Origin of the sequence: Streptomyces sp. NPDC015131 (assembly GCF_043079975.1) — a bacterium.
Taxonomy (GTDB): domain Bacteria; phylum Actinomycetota; class Actinomycetes; order Streptomycetales; family Streptomycetaceae; genus Streptomyces.
Genome location: NZ_JBIBVB010000004.1, coordinates 755,323 through 769,149 on the forward strand (window position 1 = coordinate 755,323; position 13,827 = coordinate 769,149).

At 73.8% G+C, this 13,827-nt stretch carries 9 protein-coding genes; 6 read left to right on the forward strand and 3 right to left on the reverse strand.

What is annotated here, in order from left to right; translation table 11 throughout:
• Positions 1 to 59 precede the first annotated feature (59 nt).
• Positions 60 to 683, forward strand: coding sequence for a hypothetical protein (locus tag ACF08D_RS19485; RefSeq protein ID WP_392223950.1), 624 nt, complete (start codon positions 60 to 62; stop codon positions 681 to 683).
• Between the two features lie 112 nt (positions 684 to 795).
• On the opposite strand, the gene ACF08D_RS19490 is transcribed toward ACF08D_RS19485, so the two are convergent.
• Complete coding sequence (locus ACF08D_RS19490) at positions 796 to 1,410, reverse strand: restriction endonuclease (RefSeq protein WP_392224105.1); 615 nt, start codon at positions 1,408 to 1,410, stop codon at positions 796 to 798.
• A gap of 674 nt (positions 1,411 to 2,084) precedes the next feature.
• On the opposite strand from ACF08D_RS19490, the gene ACF08D_RS19495 reads away from it, so the two are divergent.
• The 3 genes from ACF08D_RS19495 (at position 2,085) to ACF08D_RS19505 (ending at position 7,353) form a co-directional block, all read left to right on the forward strand.
• Entirely contained in the window at positions 2,085 to 3,524 is a 1,440-nt protein-coding gene (locus ACF08D_RS19495) for a Gfo/Idh/MocA family protein (protein WP_392223951.1), read from the forward strand.
• Between the two features lie 254 nt (positions 3,525 to 3,778).
• Complete coding sequence (locus ACF08D_RS19500) at positions 3,779 to 5,566, forward strand: ABC transporter transmembrane domain-containing protein (protein WP_392223952.1); 1,788 nt, start codon at positions 3,779 to 3,781, stop codon at positions 5,564 to 5,566.
• A gap of 5 nt (positions 5,567 to 5,571) precedes the next feature.
• Positions 5,572 to 7,353, forward strand: coding sequence for an ABC transporter ATP-binding protein (locus ACF08D_RS19505; protein ID WP_392224106.1), 1,782 nt, complete (start codon positions 5,572 to 5,574; stop codon positions 7,351 to 7,353).
• Positions 7,354 to 7,423: 70 nt separating this feature from the next.
• On the opposite strand, the gene ACF08D_RS19510 is transcribed toward ACF08D_RS19505, so the two are convergent.
• Together ACF08D_RS19510 and ACF08D_RS19515 are read right to left on the reverse strand one after the other, a co-directional pair.
• Positions 7,424 to 9,367 (reverse strand): flavin monoamine oxidase family protein, encoded by a 1,944-nt coding sequence (locus ACF08D_RS19510; protein ID WP_392223953.1) that lies wholly within the window; start codon positions 9,365 to 9,367, stop codon positions 7,424 to 7,426.
• A 68-nt stretch (positions 9,368 to 9,435) separates the two neighbouring features.
• Positions 9,436 to 10,227, reverse strand: coding sequence for a metal-dependent hydrolase (locus tag ACF08D_RS19515; RefSeq protein WP_392223954.1), 792 nt, complete (start codon positions 10,225 to 10,227; stop codon positions 9,436 to 9,438).
• Positions 10,228 to 10,321: 94 nt separating this feature from the next.
• Here ACF08D_RS19515 and ACF08D_RS19520 point away from each other — a divergent pair, with 94 nt between their 5' ends.
• Complete coding sequence (locus ACF08D_RS19520; RefSeq protein WP_392223955.1) at positions 10,322 to 12,895, forward strand: DEAD/DEAH box helicase; 2,574 nt, start codon at positions 10,322 to 10,324, stop codon at positions 12,893 to 12,895.
• Between the two features lie 28 nt (positions 12,896 to 12,923).
• Complete coding sequence (locus ACF08D_RS19525) at positions 12,924 to 13,790, forward strand: acyl-CoA thioesterase (protein WP_392223956.1); 867 nt, start codon at positions 12,924 to 12,926, stop codon at positions 13,788 to 13,790.
• Positions 13,791 to 13,827: the final 37 nt, after the last annotated feature.

Genomic DNA, 13,827 nt, shown 5'->3' on the forward strand with positions numbered 1-13,827 from the left:
CCGGCCTCTGAGTACGGGAGCGGTGCCGTCCGGCCCGTACCGCCCGGTGGGATGTGTCCATGACGACAACGCCGCCCTCCGCCGGCCCCGCCTCCGCCGCGCCGGGCCCCGCCGCCGCCCGTACGTCCCCCAACTGGCGCCAGGTGGCCGCGCTGATGGGTGTCGGGACGGCGATCGTGCTCGCCCTGGCCGCACTGGCCCGGGGCTGCACCGCCTGGGAGGGAGGCAAGATCCTCTCGGAGACGGCGTTCCGCGAACACCTGCGGCACACCGAGTCGGCCGGTGAGGACGCGGTACGGCGGCTGGGCCTCGACCCGGGATCGGTGTACGCGGGCCGGGAGATGGCCAACGCGTCCTGCAAGGACGACTTCGGTGTGGACGAGGGGGACGTCACCCGCGACCGGCCGACGGTCGAATGGAGCCTCGACCACGTCGACCGGGCCGACTACCTGGCAGCCGTCGCCACCCTCCGCGAAGAGTGGCGGGCGCGGGGCCACACGGTGAAGGACGTCCCGGCGCCGCCCCGGGGCGAGCCGGGCGCCGGCCTGCCGGGGGTGCGGACGACGGACGACCGGGGCATCGCCCTGTGGCTCGCACCCGACCACTACTCCGGGGTGCCGTCCCTGGTCGCCGACGGCGGCTGCGTACGGCATCACGGGATGCGGGTGGACTGGGAGAAGTAGCCGGTCCCTGCCGGCCTTCGGGGACGGGGCCCCTTCAGGGCAGATCCCCTTCCGGAGAGGGGCCCTTCAGGGCAGATCCCCTTCCGGAGAGGGGCCCTTCAGGAAGGCCCCTTCAGGAGAGGGCCGTCGGCCGCCGGGGCGGAGGCACGGCCCGGAGCAGCTCCCACAGCGGGCGTGAGCCGGAGGCCCACAGCGCGAGGGTGTGGCGGTCGACCACATGGAGGCGCTGCTGGGCGGCGAAGTCCACGGCCGGCCGGGTGACCCGGCCGTTGGTGACGAGGACCGCGACGTCGGCGCCGTGGACCTGGCGGGCGGTGCCGTTGAGGACCTGGAGGTCGGGCGTGCCCACCGGGGACCCTGCGAGCCCGTCGCGGCGGTGCTTGCACTGGACGACCCAGCGGCGGCCGTAGGGGTCGGTGGCCTTCACGTCCGCGCCCAAATCGCCGCGGCCCCCGACGCGCACCGCGTCCCGGCAGCCGTCCCGGTGCATCAGGTCCCGTACCGCGTCCTCGAACCGGGTGTGGTGCAGGGCGTCCAGCTGCGTCACGGCGTACCGCAGGCCCTGGGCCCGGACCGCCTCCCAGCGGGCCCGCTGCCGCTTCCGGTGCAGCCGGGCGCCGGCGGCGGACGCCGCGAGTACGCCGATGGCCACCAGGACCCACCCGTGCGCGAGCAGCCACCGGACGGCGGCCACGGTGACCGCGACGGCCAGGACGGCGACCACCAGCAGGCCGGTCAGCCGGTCGTCCGCGCTCCGCCGCCGCCCCGGCCGCCGGCCGCGTCGCCGCGCGGGAGAGCGCGTCGGGCGGCGTGCGGGGCGGCGTGCGGGAGGGCGCCGGGATGTCGTCGGTCTCCGCCCGCGTGCGCGGGGGCTCACCGGCTCGCCCCGGAGACGCCGCTGCCCGCGAGCAGTACGGCCACCTTGATGGTCAGCAACCGTTCAGTCCTCCCCCACACCATCGGCCCGCGCCGTGCCGGGAGCGCGCCGCACCGGTCTTCCTGTGTAGCGGCGCTCCGGCGGGGTGGGTGGCGGATCGCCGGTGATTGGCACAAAGCGGTTCCGACCTGGCCGGATACCGCGCGGCGGGCGGCGGTCGGTGTACGCGGGGGCGCGCGCCCCGCGCCGGTGCGTGCGCCCGGCGCCCGGTGCCCCGGCGGCCCGCCGAGCGCCCTGCCGAGTCCCCGGCCGGCTGCCTCGCCGAGCACCCGACGAGCGCCCCGCCCAGTCCCCGGCCGGCTGCCTCGCCGAGCGCCTCGCGGTGATCCGGATGCTGCGGCCCCAGAAGTCCATGCACTCGCAACGAGAGTCCAAACACGGCCCTTGCGCACCAACAACCCCACCGGCCAGGGTCCTTGCCGGGATTCATGGACCAGCCGCGCACACGACGCTCTGGAGGTTCGATGAACGACGCAGCAGCCGACGGGCAGGACCGGGACACCGCCCCCGAGGGCCCGCCCAGCCGGCGGGCGGTCCTGCGGACCACGGCCGGGGTGGCGGGAGCCGCCGGGCTGGGGTGGGGCGCGCTGGGCACCGGCCCGGCGGCGGCCGCGGAGGCCCCGGCCGGGGACGCCGCCGACGCCGCTCCGCCGCGCCAGGGCCGCACCATGGCGGGGGTGCCCTTCGAGCGGCGCTCCACCGTCCGCGTCGGGATCGTGGGGCTCGGCAACCGCGGTGACAGCATGATCGACCTCTTCCTGGCCGTCCCGGGCGTGCGGGTGGTCGCCGTGTGCGACCCGGTCCGCGCGAAGACCGAGAAGGCCGCGACCAAGGTGGTGGCCGCCGGGCAGCCCTCCCCCGCCGTGTACGCCGGCGGGGAGCACGACTACGAGAACCTCTGCGAGCGCGGCGACATCGACCTGGTCTATGTGGCGACCCCCTGGGACCTCCACTTCGCCATGGCGAAGGCGGCGATGCTGAACGGCAAGCACGTGGGCGTCGAATGCCCCGTCGCGATGCGCCTGGACGAGCTGTGGCGGCTCGTGGACCTCTCCGAGCGCACCCGCCGCCACTGCATGCAGCTGGAGAACTGCTGCTACGGGCGCAACGAGATGCGCGTGCTGCGCATGGCGCACGCCGGGAAGTTCGGCGAACTGCTGCACGGGGCCGGGGCGTACAACCACGACCTGCGGGGCCTGATGTTCTCGCCGACGTACTACGAGGGCCCCTGGCGGCGGCTGTGGCACACCCGGCTGCGGGGCGACCTGTACCCCAACCACGGTTTCGGGCCGGTCGCCAACTACATGGACGTCAACCGCGGCGACCGCGTGGTCAGCATCAGCAGCTTCGGCACACCGGCGCTGGGCCTGGCGGAGTACCGGGAGGCGCACGTGCCCCGGACGGACCCGAGCTGGAAGGAGTCGTACATCGGGAGCGACCGCACCATCAGCATGGTGCGGACCGCGAAGGGCCGGGTGATCCGGCTGGAGCACGATGTGTCGACCCCGCACCCGTACAGCAGGATCAACAGCCTTGGCGGCACGAAGGGCGTCTTCGAGGACTACCCGGAGCGGATCTACCTGGAGCCGGACCACAGCGACGACCAGTGGGCCGACTTCTCGGCGTACGCGGAGGAGTTCGACCACTGGCTGTGGAAGGAGCACGCCAACCCGCCGGGCGGACACGGCGGGATGGACTACATCATGGTCTACCGGCTGATGCAGTGCATGCGCCTCGGGCTGGTCCCGGACTTCGACGTGTACGACGCCGCGACGTGGACGGCGCCGGTGCCGCTGAGCCACGCCTCGATCAAGGCGGGGGGCGCGCCGCAGCGCATACCCGACTTCACGCGTGGCGAGTGGCGCAGGGCCCGTCCGGGCGTCGACTCGGAGAAACCCGAGTAGGGGGCGGAAAGGGGTCGCTCGGGGTGAGGTGAGGGCGCGCGGCCGGGACCGCGCGCCCACCGGCCGGTCGCGTGGCCCGGCCACCGCGGGGAAAGGGGCGGACCGGCCGGGAAGACGGCCGGTTCCGGGGGGCCGGGCCGGAAAACCGTTTGCCGCCCGCCGGTCCGGAAGGCGAACCTTGCACGGTTTCCGGCTGCCGGTCCGCGGCGCCCGCCTCCGATCCCCTCGCCCCTCCACGCACCCGCTGGGACGCCATGCAGATTCACCGTCTTCCGTACGCCGACCCGGGCGTCCCCGACGTCCGGTCCGGTACGCGCTTCCTGGTGTGGCTGTGCCGCAACCAGTGGGGCGGACAGGTCAGGTCCCTGCTGTGGGGCCTGCTGCTGCACCTCGGCATCGCCGGGTTCCCGCTGGGCGTGGGCCTCGCCGTGGAGGCCGTGGTCGACCGGTCGGGCGGCGGGCTCGCCCGGGCGGCCGCCCTGATCGCCCTGCTGGGCGCGGCCGTCGCGGTGGGCGACACGATGCAGCACCGCACCGCCGTCACCAACTGGATCACCGCCGCCGCCCGCGTCCAGCAGCTGCTGGCGCGCAAGTCCGCCGAGCTGGGCTCGCTGCTCACCCGGCGGGTCGCCGCGGGCGAGGTCGTCGCCGTCTCCACCGCCGACGTCGAGAAGATCGGCTGGTTCACGGAGGCGCTGTCGCGGTTCGCCGCCGCGGCCCTCACGCTGGTCCTGGTCTGCGTGGGCCTGGTGGTCTACGAACCGGCGCTCGGCGTTGTGGTCGCCGTCGGCGTGCCGCTGGTGGCCCTCTCCGCGCTGCCGCTGCTGCCGCGCGCGACCCGGCGGGCGGACGTCCAGCGGGAGAAGGCGGGGCGGGCGACCGAGCTGGCCTCGGACACCGTCGCCGGGCTGCGGGTGCTGCGCGGCATCGGCGGCGAGGAGCTGTTCCTGCGCCGCTACCGCGAGGCGTCCCAGGAGGTGCGGGAGGCCGCGGTGCGCAGCGCCCGCATGTGGGCCCTGATCGCGGCCGTCCAGGTGCTGCTGCCGGGGGTGCTGATGGTCGTCGTGGTGGTGTACGGGGCGGGGCTCGCCCTGGAGGGGCGCGTCTCGGTCGGCGCCCTGGTCACCGTGTACGGCGCGGTCATGCTGACCCACCACCCGCTGCGCAACTTCGAGGAGATCGCCATGGCGTACTCCTTCTCGCGGCCGTCCGCCAAGCGGGCCGCGCGGGTGCTCGCCCTGAAGCGCACCACCACCACGACCACCACGGCCACCACCGAAGCCACCGCCGAGCGGCCGGGTGGCGATCTGTACGACCCGGTCACCGGGCTGCTCGCCCCGGCCGGGCTGTTCACCGCCGTGGTGTGCGGGGACCCGGACGCGGCGGGCAGGCTGGCCGACCGGCTCGGCGGTCATCCGGCGCAGGTCGTGGAGGGGCATGTGCCGGTGCTGCTCGGCGGGGTGCCGCTGGACGAGCTGCCGCTCGACGCGGCGCGCTCCGCCGTCCTCGTACAGGACAAGGACCCGGTCCTGCTGTCCGGGACCCTGAGCGAGCTGCTGGACGTGCCGTCGTCCGGGAGGGTGAGCACCGGCGAGGCGCTGGCGGCGGCGCAGTGCGACGACGTGCTGGAGGCGCTGGCGCAGGCGTCGGTGGACGGCGGTGGTGACCCGATGCGGACCCGGATCACCGAGCGCGGCCGGTCGCTCTCGGGCGGCCAGCGCCAGCGGCTGGCGCTGGCCCGGTCGCTGGTCACCGACCCCGGGGTGCTGGTGCTGGACGAGCCGACGTCGGCGGTGGACTCGCACACCGAGGCGCGGGTGGCGGCGGGGGTGCGGCGGCTGCGGGCGGGCCGGACGACGGTGGTGCTGGCGTCGTCGCCGCTGCTCCTGGACGTCGCGGACCGGGTGGTGCTGGTCCATGACGGCGAGGCGGTAGCGGTGGGCACGCACCGGGAGCTGCTGGCCGCCGACGGGCGCTACCGCGCGGTGGTCGCCCGGGAGACCGAGGAGGAGACGCTGGTGGACATCGAGGAGTCGGCATGAAGGCCGTGACCGGCGTGGCGCCCCCGGAGTACGACCCGGCGGCGCCGGAGACGGCCACCACCCTGCCGGTGGGCACCGCCGCGACCGTCCGGGCGTATGTGACCGCGCTGCTGCGCCGCCACCGGGCCGCCTTCGCGGTGCTCGTCACCGTGAACGCGGTGGCGGTCGTCGCCTCGATGGTGGGGCCGTACCTGCTCGGTTCGGTGGTGGACCGGCTCGCCTCGGGCAGTCGGGACCTCCATCTTCCGTATGTGGTCGGGGCGTTCGCGGTGGCGCTGGTGGTGCAGACGGTGTTCGTGCGGATGGTGCGGCTGCGCGGCGCGATGCTGGGCGAGGAGATGCTGGCCGATCTGCGCGAGGACTTCCTCGTACGGTCGGTGGCGCTGCCGCCCGGTGTGCTGGAGCGGGCCGGCACGGGTGACCTGCTGTCCCGGATCACCACCGACGTCGACCGGCTGGCCGAGGCGATGCGGGAGGCGGTGCCGCAGCTCGCGGTGGGCGTGGTGTGGGCCGGGCTGCTGGTGGGCGGGCTCACCGTGACCGCGCCGCCGCTGGCGCTCGCGGTCCTGGTGGCCGCGCCGCTGCTGGTGGTGGGCTGCCGGTGGTACTTCCGGCGGGCGCCGGCGGCGTACCGCTCGGAGGCCGCGGGGTACGCGGCGGTGTCCGCCGCCCTGGCCGAGACGGTCGACGCGGGCCGGACGGTCGAGGCGCACCGGCTGGGCGCCCGGCGGACCGCCCTGTCGGACCGGCGGATCAAGGAGTGGACGGCGTGGGAGCGTTACACGCTGTTCCTGCGTTCGGTGCTGTTCCCGGTCGTCAACGTCACGCACACCACCGTGCTGGCGGCGGTACTGGTGATCGGCGGGGTGTTCGTGCTCAACGGCTGGATGGACGTGGGCCAGTTGACGACAGGCGCGCTGCTGGCGCAGATGCTGGTGGACCCGGTCGGGATCGTCCTGCGCTGGTACGACGAGCTCCAGGTGGCGCAGGTGTCGCTGGCACGGCTGGTCGGTGTGCGGGACATCGAGCCGGAGGCCGGGGACGACGCGGTCCGCCCGGAGGGGCGGGACGTGACGGCGCGGGAGGTGCGGTTCGGCTACCGGGAGGGCGTGGACGTGCTGCACGGGGTGTCGGTGGACGTGCCGCCGGGGACGCGGGTGGCGCTGGTCGGCCCGTCCGGTGCGGGCAAGTCGACGCTGGGCCGGCTGCTGGCGGGGATCTACGCGCCGCGGGCGGGCCGGATCGCCCTGGGGGGTGCGGAGCTGTCGGCGATGCCCGCTGAGCGGGTGCGGGAGCATGTGGCGCTGGTCAACCAGGAGCACCATGTCTTCGTCGGCTCGCTGCGCGACAATCTGCGGCTGGCCCGGGAGGGTGCCGGGGACGCCGAGCTGTGGGCGGCCCTCGGGGCGGTCGACGCGGACGGGTGGGCGCGGGCGCTGGACGCCGGGCTGGACACCGAGGTCGGTTCGGGCGGCGTGGGGCTGACCCCGGCGCAGGCCCAGCAGGTCGCGCTGGCCCGGCTGGTGCTGGCCGACCCGCACACCCTGGTCCTCGACGAGGCGACGTCGCTGCTGGACCCGCGGGCCGCCCGGCATCTGGAGCGCTCGCTCGCCCGGGTGCTGGAGGGCCGCACGGTGGTGGCCATCGCGCACCGGCTGCACACCGCCCACGACGCCGATGTGATCGCGGTCGTCGAGGGCGGCCGGATCACCGAACTCGGCAGCCACGACGCCCTGGTGGCCGCGGACGGCCCGTACGCCGCCCTCTGGCGCTCCTGGCACGGCTGACCGGCCCCCGCCCCCGCCCCCGCACACCGGGGGGCGGGGACCGGCACCACGGGGCCGGCGGGCCGGGGCGTCAGCCGGTGTGGACCTCCAGCGCCGTGCGCACCGCCGATTCCAGGGCGCCCTCGATCCAGGCGGGTTTGACCGAGGTGTGGCAGCCCGCGAAGTGGAGCCGGCCCTCGCGGGTGCGCATGTCGAGGAGGATCTCGGTGTGCTGGCCCGGCAGCAGGACGGACGCCTCGCCGTACGCGTACGGGTCACGCTGCCAGCTCTGGGTGCGGCCGGCGCCGGTGAAGAAGACCTCCAGCCGCTGCCCGTACACCTCCTGCATCCCGCGCAGGGCGAGGGCGTAGCGGGCCTCGTCGTCGTAGGCGTCCCAGCGGCGGGCGTCGTCGGCCCAGCTGTAGGAGGCGAGGACGACTCCGCCGGGGCTGCCGGGGACCGGGTGGGAGGGCTGGAACATGAACCGGTTGGGGTTGTCGGTGACCGAGCCGCCGCCGATGACCTCCGCCGCCTCGGGCTGCTCGCGCGAGACCCAGGCGTGGGCGGCGTAGTGGGTGCGCTGGTTCTCGGTGAGGTGGCCCGGGGGCACGGAGGGGTGCCGGCCGAGGTGCCGTCCGTCCGGCGGCACCTGGCCCTTGCGGTAGCGGTCGTAGAGGCCGGGTTCCATGGCGTCGAGTTCGCGGCGCCAGTCGTCCTCGCCGAACTCCCACCAGCGGCGGCTGAATTCGAGGAGCACCTTGGTGGCGCTGTCGTAGTGGACCTCGGTGAGGGCGCGGCGCTTGGCGTAGGACAGCGGGGGTGAGATCTGGACGTGCCGGAGGCCGGAGAAGGGGATGGTGACGATGGCCGTGTCGCCGGTGAACCGTTCGCGCACCACCGGGCCGCCGCGTCCTTCGGAGACGGTGTCCACGGTGACGCCGCCGTCGCCGGTGTGGACGCGGGTGACGCGCCGGTCGAAGCGGATGTCGCCGCGGATCCGGTCGAGGAGCGCGTCGGCGAGGACGGCGGTGCCGCCGTCGAGTTCGTAGAACGCGGTGCCGGGGCTGATGAGGGACTGGCTGATGAAGCTGTGCAGGAAGGACAGCGGCAGCCTGGAGGTCATGTTCTCCAGGGTGCCGATGAGGTCCACGGTGCGTTCGTCGAGCTTGGCGTGCTCGGTGAGGAAGCGGTGCATGGACCAGTCGCCGAACCGCTGGATCACCCGGGCCCAGCCTTCGAGCAGCTGGGGCATGGGCTTGTCGACGCGGGTGCCGTCGGGGCGCCGGGTGCTGTACTCGTCGCGTACGGGGTCGAGGGCGCGGCGCACGATCTCGGCGGCGGGGACGTTCTCCAGGGCGGCCGGGACGCCGAAGGAGCGGTTGATGGCGCGGGGGTCCCTGGCGTAGTCGGCGCGGCGGGCCCGGATGCCGTTGACGCGGATCCAGGTGCGGTGGCGGGGTGCGCCGGAGGGGTCGACGTCGACGTAGTGGAAGGGCCGGCGGGTGATGCCCAGGCGGTCGATCAGGCCGATGACCAGCGGGTGGCTGCCGGGGATGCGCATGGCGCCGGCCTCGGCGTACTGCTTGGGGTCGGCGAACGGCTGGTCGGCGTTCTCGTGGCCGCCGGTGCGGAAGGTCTTGATGCGGCCGCCGGCCCGGTTGCCGTTGGCCTCGATGACGGTGACGTCGTGGCCGGCCTCGCGGAGCAGGTGGGCCGCGACCATGCCGGCCGGTCCGGCGCCGAGGACCAGCACCTTCTTGCGGGCGGTGGAGCTTCTGGGGAGGCCGCCGCCGAGGAGGATCCTGCGGTACTCCGGGACCAGGGGCCGGTTGTCGTCGCCGAGGACGAGCAGGGCGCGGGCGACGGCGAGGCAGGTCTCCCGGTCGGCGGTGGGCCGGGGCGGCGCGGGCGAGGCGGTGACGGGGGCCGCGGCGGCGGGGGACGCCGGGAGGGCGGTGGCGGGCAGGGCGGTCACGGCCGCGGCGGCGCCGGTGCGCGCAGCGAACTGACGACGTGTCAGGTCAGTGGAATCCATGATCGGAATAAAGCGGATCATGAAGTTCCGCGGAGTCGGTTCGCGACCGGTTCACCCGAACGGGACGCTCAGAGGAAACCCAGCGCCGCGGCCCCGCCCACGCCGCCCAGCAGCATGAAGACCGGCATCAGCACCTTGAGCTCCACCCAGCTGCCCGCCCGGAAGCGCATCACGGCCGGCGGGCCGAGCGGGTACCAGCGCTTGCCCGCGATGGGGATGGGCCACAGGATCGGGCAGCCGGAGACGGTCAGGGCGTCGCCGATGTCGTGGACCAGCGCGCCGAGCACGATCGGCAGCCCCAGCCACAGGTACTCCTGCCCCGGCGCGGTGAACAGCCAGTCCGCGCCGTTCCCGGGCTTGTCCAGCACGCCCGCCAGGATCCACGCGCTGGTGGCGCCCAGCAGCCACACCAGGACGTCGCTGGAGACCCGTGCCGCCCGCCACAGCAGCCCCTCCACCGCCAGCACCAGGTGCACGAAGAGGATGCCGAGGACCGCCCACCGGCCGCCGGTTATCGCCAGCGCGGACGCCCCCGCCCCGCACAGCACGGCCCACACCCAGGTATGGGTGAGCGTGCGGTGGCCGCCGCTGCGGCGGGCGTCCGCCCGGGTCTTGGTGGCCTTGTAGACGGCGTACGAGAGCTTGTCGACGATGCCGCAGAGCGTGCGCGATATCGGCCCGAAGGCCCGCGAGATGGTCGCCGACTTGTGGTCGAGGTCGGGTGCGAGCGCCGCACCCGCGCAGATCAGGGCGCCCACCACGAGCACCGGCCAGGGCATCGGATGTCCCGCCGCCGCGGTCGCGGCGCCCACCCCCAGCCACGCCGCGGCACCGGAGAGTGAGTGTGCCGGTCCCATCATGTGCGTGTCCCCGCCCGTCGCCCTCGTCCCGCGCCCGGTACCCCCGCCGCGCACCCGGGCCGCGCACCCCGGTCGACACGACAGCCTACCGTCGTTGATCTTCGTCCCGGCGGCCGGTTCCCGCTTCCGGACGCCGGGCAGGCAAGATGGGGGCGTGACCCTTATCGATCAGCTGCCGCCGGACGCCGACCCCGATGCCCTCTTCGAGGCCTTCTCGTCATGGGCCGAGGAGCGGGGCATCACCCTGTACCCGGCCCAGGAGGAGGCGCTGATCGAGGTGGTGTCGGGGGCGAACGTGATCCTCTCCACCCCGACCGGCTCCGGGAAGTCGCTGGTGGCGGCGGGGGCGCACTTCACCGCCCTGGCCAACGACCAGGTCACCTTCTACACCGCGCCGATCAAGGCGCTGGTGTCGGAGAAGTTCTTCGACCTGTGCAAGATCTTCGGCACCGAGAACGTGGGCATGCTCACCGGCGACGCGTCGGTGAACGCCGACGCGCCGGTGATCTGCTGCACGGCCGAGGTGCTGGCGTCGATCGCGCTGCGTGACGGCAAGGACGCGGACATCGGCCAGGTCGTGATGGACGAGTTCCACTTCTACGCCGAGCCGGACCGCGGCTGGGCCTGGCAGATCCCGCTGCTGGAGCTGCCGCAGGCGCAGTTCGTGCTGATGTCGGCGACGCTCGGCGACGTCTCGATGTTCGAGAAGGACCTCACGCGCCGCACCGGCCGCCCCACCTCGGTGGTCCGCTCGGCGACCCGGCCGGTCCCGCTGTCGTACGAGTACCGGCTCACGCCCATCACCGAGACGCTGACCGAGCTGCTGGAGACCAAGCAGGCTCCGGTCTACATCGTCCACTTCACCCAGGCGCAGGCGGTGGAGCGGGCGCAGTCGCTGATGAGCATCAACATGTGCTCGCGCGAGGAGAAGGACCGGATCGCCGAGCTGATCGGCAACTTCCGCTTCACCACCACCTTCGGCAAGAACCTGTCCCGGTACGTGCGGCACGGCATCGGTGTGCACCACGCGGGCATGCTGCCCAAGTACCGGCGCCTGGTGGAGAAGCTGGCGCAGGCGGGCCTGCTGAAGGTGATCTGCGGGACGGACACGCTGGGTGTCGGCGTGAACGTCCCCATTCGCACGGTGCTGTTCACCGCGCTCACCAAGTACGACGGCAGCCGGGTGCGGACCCTGCGGGCGCGGGAGTTCCACCAGATCGCGGGCCGGGCGGGGCGCGCGGGCTTCGACACGGCCGGGTTCGTCGTCGCCCAGGCGCCCGAGCACGTCATCGAGAACGAGAAGGCCCTCGCCAAGGCCGGCGATGACCCCAAGAAGCGGCGCAAGGTGGTGCGCAAGAAGGCCCCGGAGGGCTTCGTCGGCTGGACGGAGAACACCTTCGAGAAGCTGATCGCCTCCGAGCCCGAGCCGCTGACCTCGCGCTTCCGGGTCACCCACACCATGCTGCTGTCGGTGATCGCCCGGCCCGGCGACGCCTTCGCGGCGATGCGCCGGCTGCTGGAGGACAACCACGAGCCGCGCAGGAACCAGCTCCGCCACATCCGCCGCGCCATCGCGATCTACCGCTCGCTGCTGGACGGCGGGGTGGTTGAGCAGCTGGACACCCCGGACGCCGAGGGCCGCACGATCCGGCTCACCGTCGACCTCCAGCAGGACTTCGCGCTCAACCAGCCGCTGTCCACCTTCGCGCTGGCCGCCTTCGACCTGCTGGACCCGGAGTCGCCCTCGTACGCCCTGGACATGGTGTCGGTCGTCGAGTCGACGCTGGACGACCCGCGCCAGATTCTCGCCGCCCAGCAGAACAAGGCGCGCGGCGAGGCGGTCGGCGCGATGAAGGCGGACGGCGTCGAGTACGAGGAGCGGATGGAGCGGCTCCAGGACATCTCGTACCCGAAGCCGCTGGAGGAGCTGCTCTGGCACGGGTACCACACGTACCGGAAGTCCCACCCGTGGGTCGGCGACCACCCGGTATCGCCGAAGTCGGTGATCCGGGACATGTACGAACGGGCCCTGACCTTCACGGAGTTCACGTCCTTCTACGAGCTGGCGCGCACCGAGGGCATCGTGCTGCGGTACCTGGCGTCGGCGTACAAGGCGCTGGACCACACCATCCCCGACGACCTGAAGACGGACGACCTGGAGGACCTGATCGCCTGGCTGGGCGAGATGGTGCGGCAGGTGGACTCCTCGCTGCTGGACGAGTGGGAGCAGCTGGCGAACCCGGAGGTGGAGACCGCCGAGGAGGCGCAGGAGAAGGCCGACCAGGTCAAGCCGGTCACGGCCAACGCCCGCGCCTTCCGGGTGCTGGTGCGCAACGCGATGTTCCGCCGGGTGGAGCTGGCGGCGCTCGACCACCTCGCGGAGCTGGGCGAGATGGACGGCGACTCCGGGTGGGACGAGGAGCGGTGGGCGGAGGCGATGGACGCGTACTGGGAGGAGTACGACGACCTGGGCACCGGCCCGGACGCGCGCGGCCCGAAGCTGTTGTCGATCGAGGAGGACCCGGTGCACGGGCTGTGGCGGGTCCGGCAGACCTTCGCCGACCCGAACGGCGACCATGACTGGGGCATCGGCGCGGAGGTGGACCTGGCGGCCTCGGACGAGGAGGGCCGCGCGGTGGTCCGCGTCACCGACGTCGGCCAGCTCTGACCGGAACTCCGACCGGAGAGGAACGCGGATGACGAACCCCGCCGAGAGACTGGTGGATCTGCTCGACCTGGAGCAGATCGAGGTCAACATCTTCCGGGGCGCGAGCCCCGAGGAGTCCCTGCAACGGGTCTTCGGCGGCCAGGTCGCCGGCCAGGCGCTCGTGGCGGCCGGGCGCACCACGGACGGCGACCGGCCGGTGCACTCGCTGCACGCCTACTTCCTGCGGCCCGGCGTCCCCGGCCTGCCGATCGTGTACCAGGTGGAACGGGTGCGGGACGGACGGTCGTTCACCACCCGGCGGGTGACCGCCGTCCAGCGCGGGAAGACCATCTTCAATCTGACGGCGTCGTTCCACCGGCCGGAGGAGGCGGGCTTCGAGCACCAGCTGCCGCCGCGCTCGGACTTCCCGCCCCCGGAGGACCTGCCGTCGGTGGCGGACGAGGTGCGGGAGCACCTGGGCGCGCTGCCGGAGGCGATGGAGCGGATGGCCAGGCGGATGCCGTTCGACATCCGGTACACCGACCGGCTGCGCTGGTCGGCGGAGGAGGTCGGGGGCGCCGATCCGCGCAGCGCGGTGTGGATGCGGGCGGTCGGCCCGCTGGGCGACGACCCGCTGGTGCACACCTGCGCCCTGACGTACGCCTCCGACATGACCCTGCTGGACGCGGTCCGCATTCCCGTCGAGCCGCTGTGGGGGCCGCGCGGGTTCGACATGGCGTCGCTGGACCACGCGATGTGGTTCCACCGGCCGTTCCGGGCCGACGAGTGGTTCCTGTACGACCAGGAGTCCCCCATCGCCACGGGCGGCCGGGGGCTGGCGCGCGGCCGGATCTACGACCGGGAGGGCAGGCTGCTGGTGTCGGTGGTGCAGGAGGGGCTGTTCCGCAAGCTCTGAAAGCTCTGAGCGCGCCGGTGGCCGCGCCCCGGCCCGG

Excerpts from the sequence above, each read along its gene's own strand:
- ACF08D_RS19500 (WP_392223952.1), top strand. The coding sequence starts at position 3,779 with ATGCAGATTCACCGTCTTCCGTACGCCGACCCGGGCGTCCCCGACGTC.
- ACF08D_RS19495 (WP_392223951.1), top strand. The coding sequence starts at position 2,085 with ATGAACGACGCAGCAGCCGACGGGCAGGACCGGGACACCGCCCCCGAG.
- ACF08D_RS19510 (WP_392223953.1), bottom strand. The coding sequence starts at position 9,367 with ATGGATTCCACTGACCTGACACGTCGTCAGTTCGCTGCGCGCACCGGC.
- ACF08D_RS19525 (WP_392223956.1), top strand. The coding sequence starts at position 12,924 with ATGACGAACCCCGCCGAGAGACTGGTGGATCTGCTCGACCTGGAGCAG.
- ACF08D_RS19485 (WP_392223950.1), top strand. The coding sequence starts at position 60 with ATGACGACAACGCCGCCCTCCGCCGGCCCCGCCTCCGCCGCGCCGGGC.
- ACF08D_RS19515 (WP_392223954.1), bottom strand. The coding sequence starts at position 10,227 with ATGATGGGACCGGCACACTCACTCTCCGGTGCCGCGGCGTGGCTGGGG.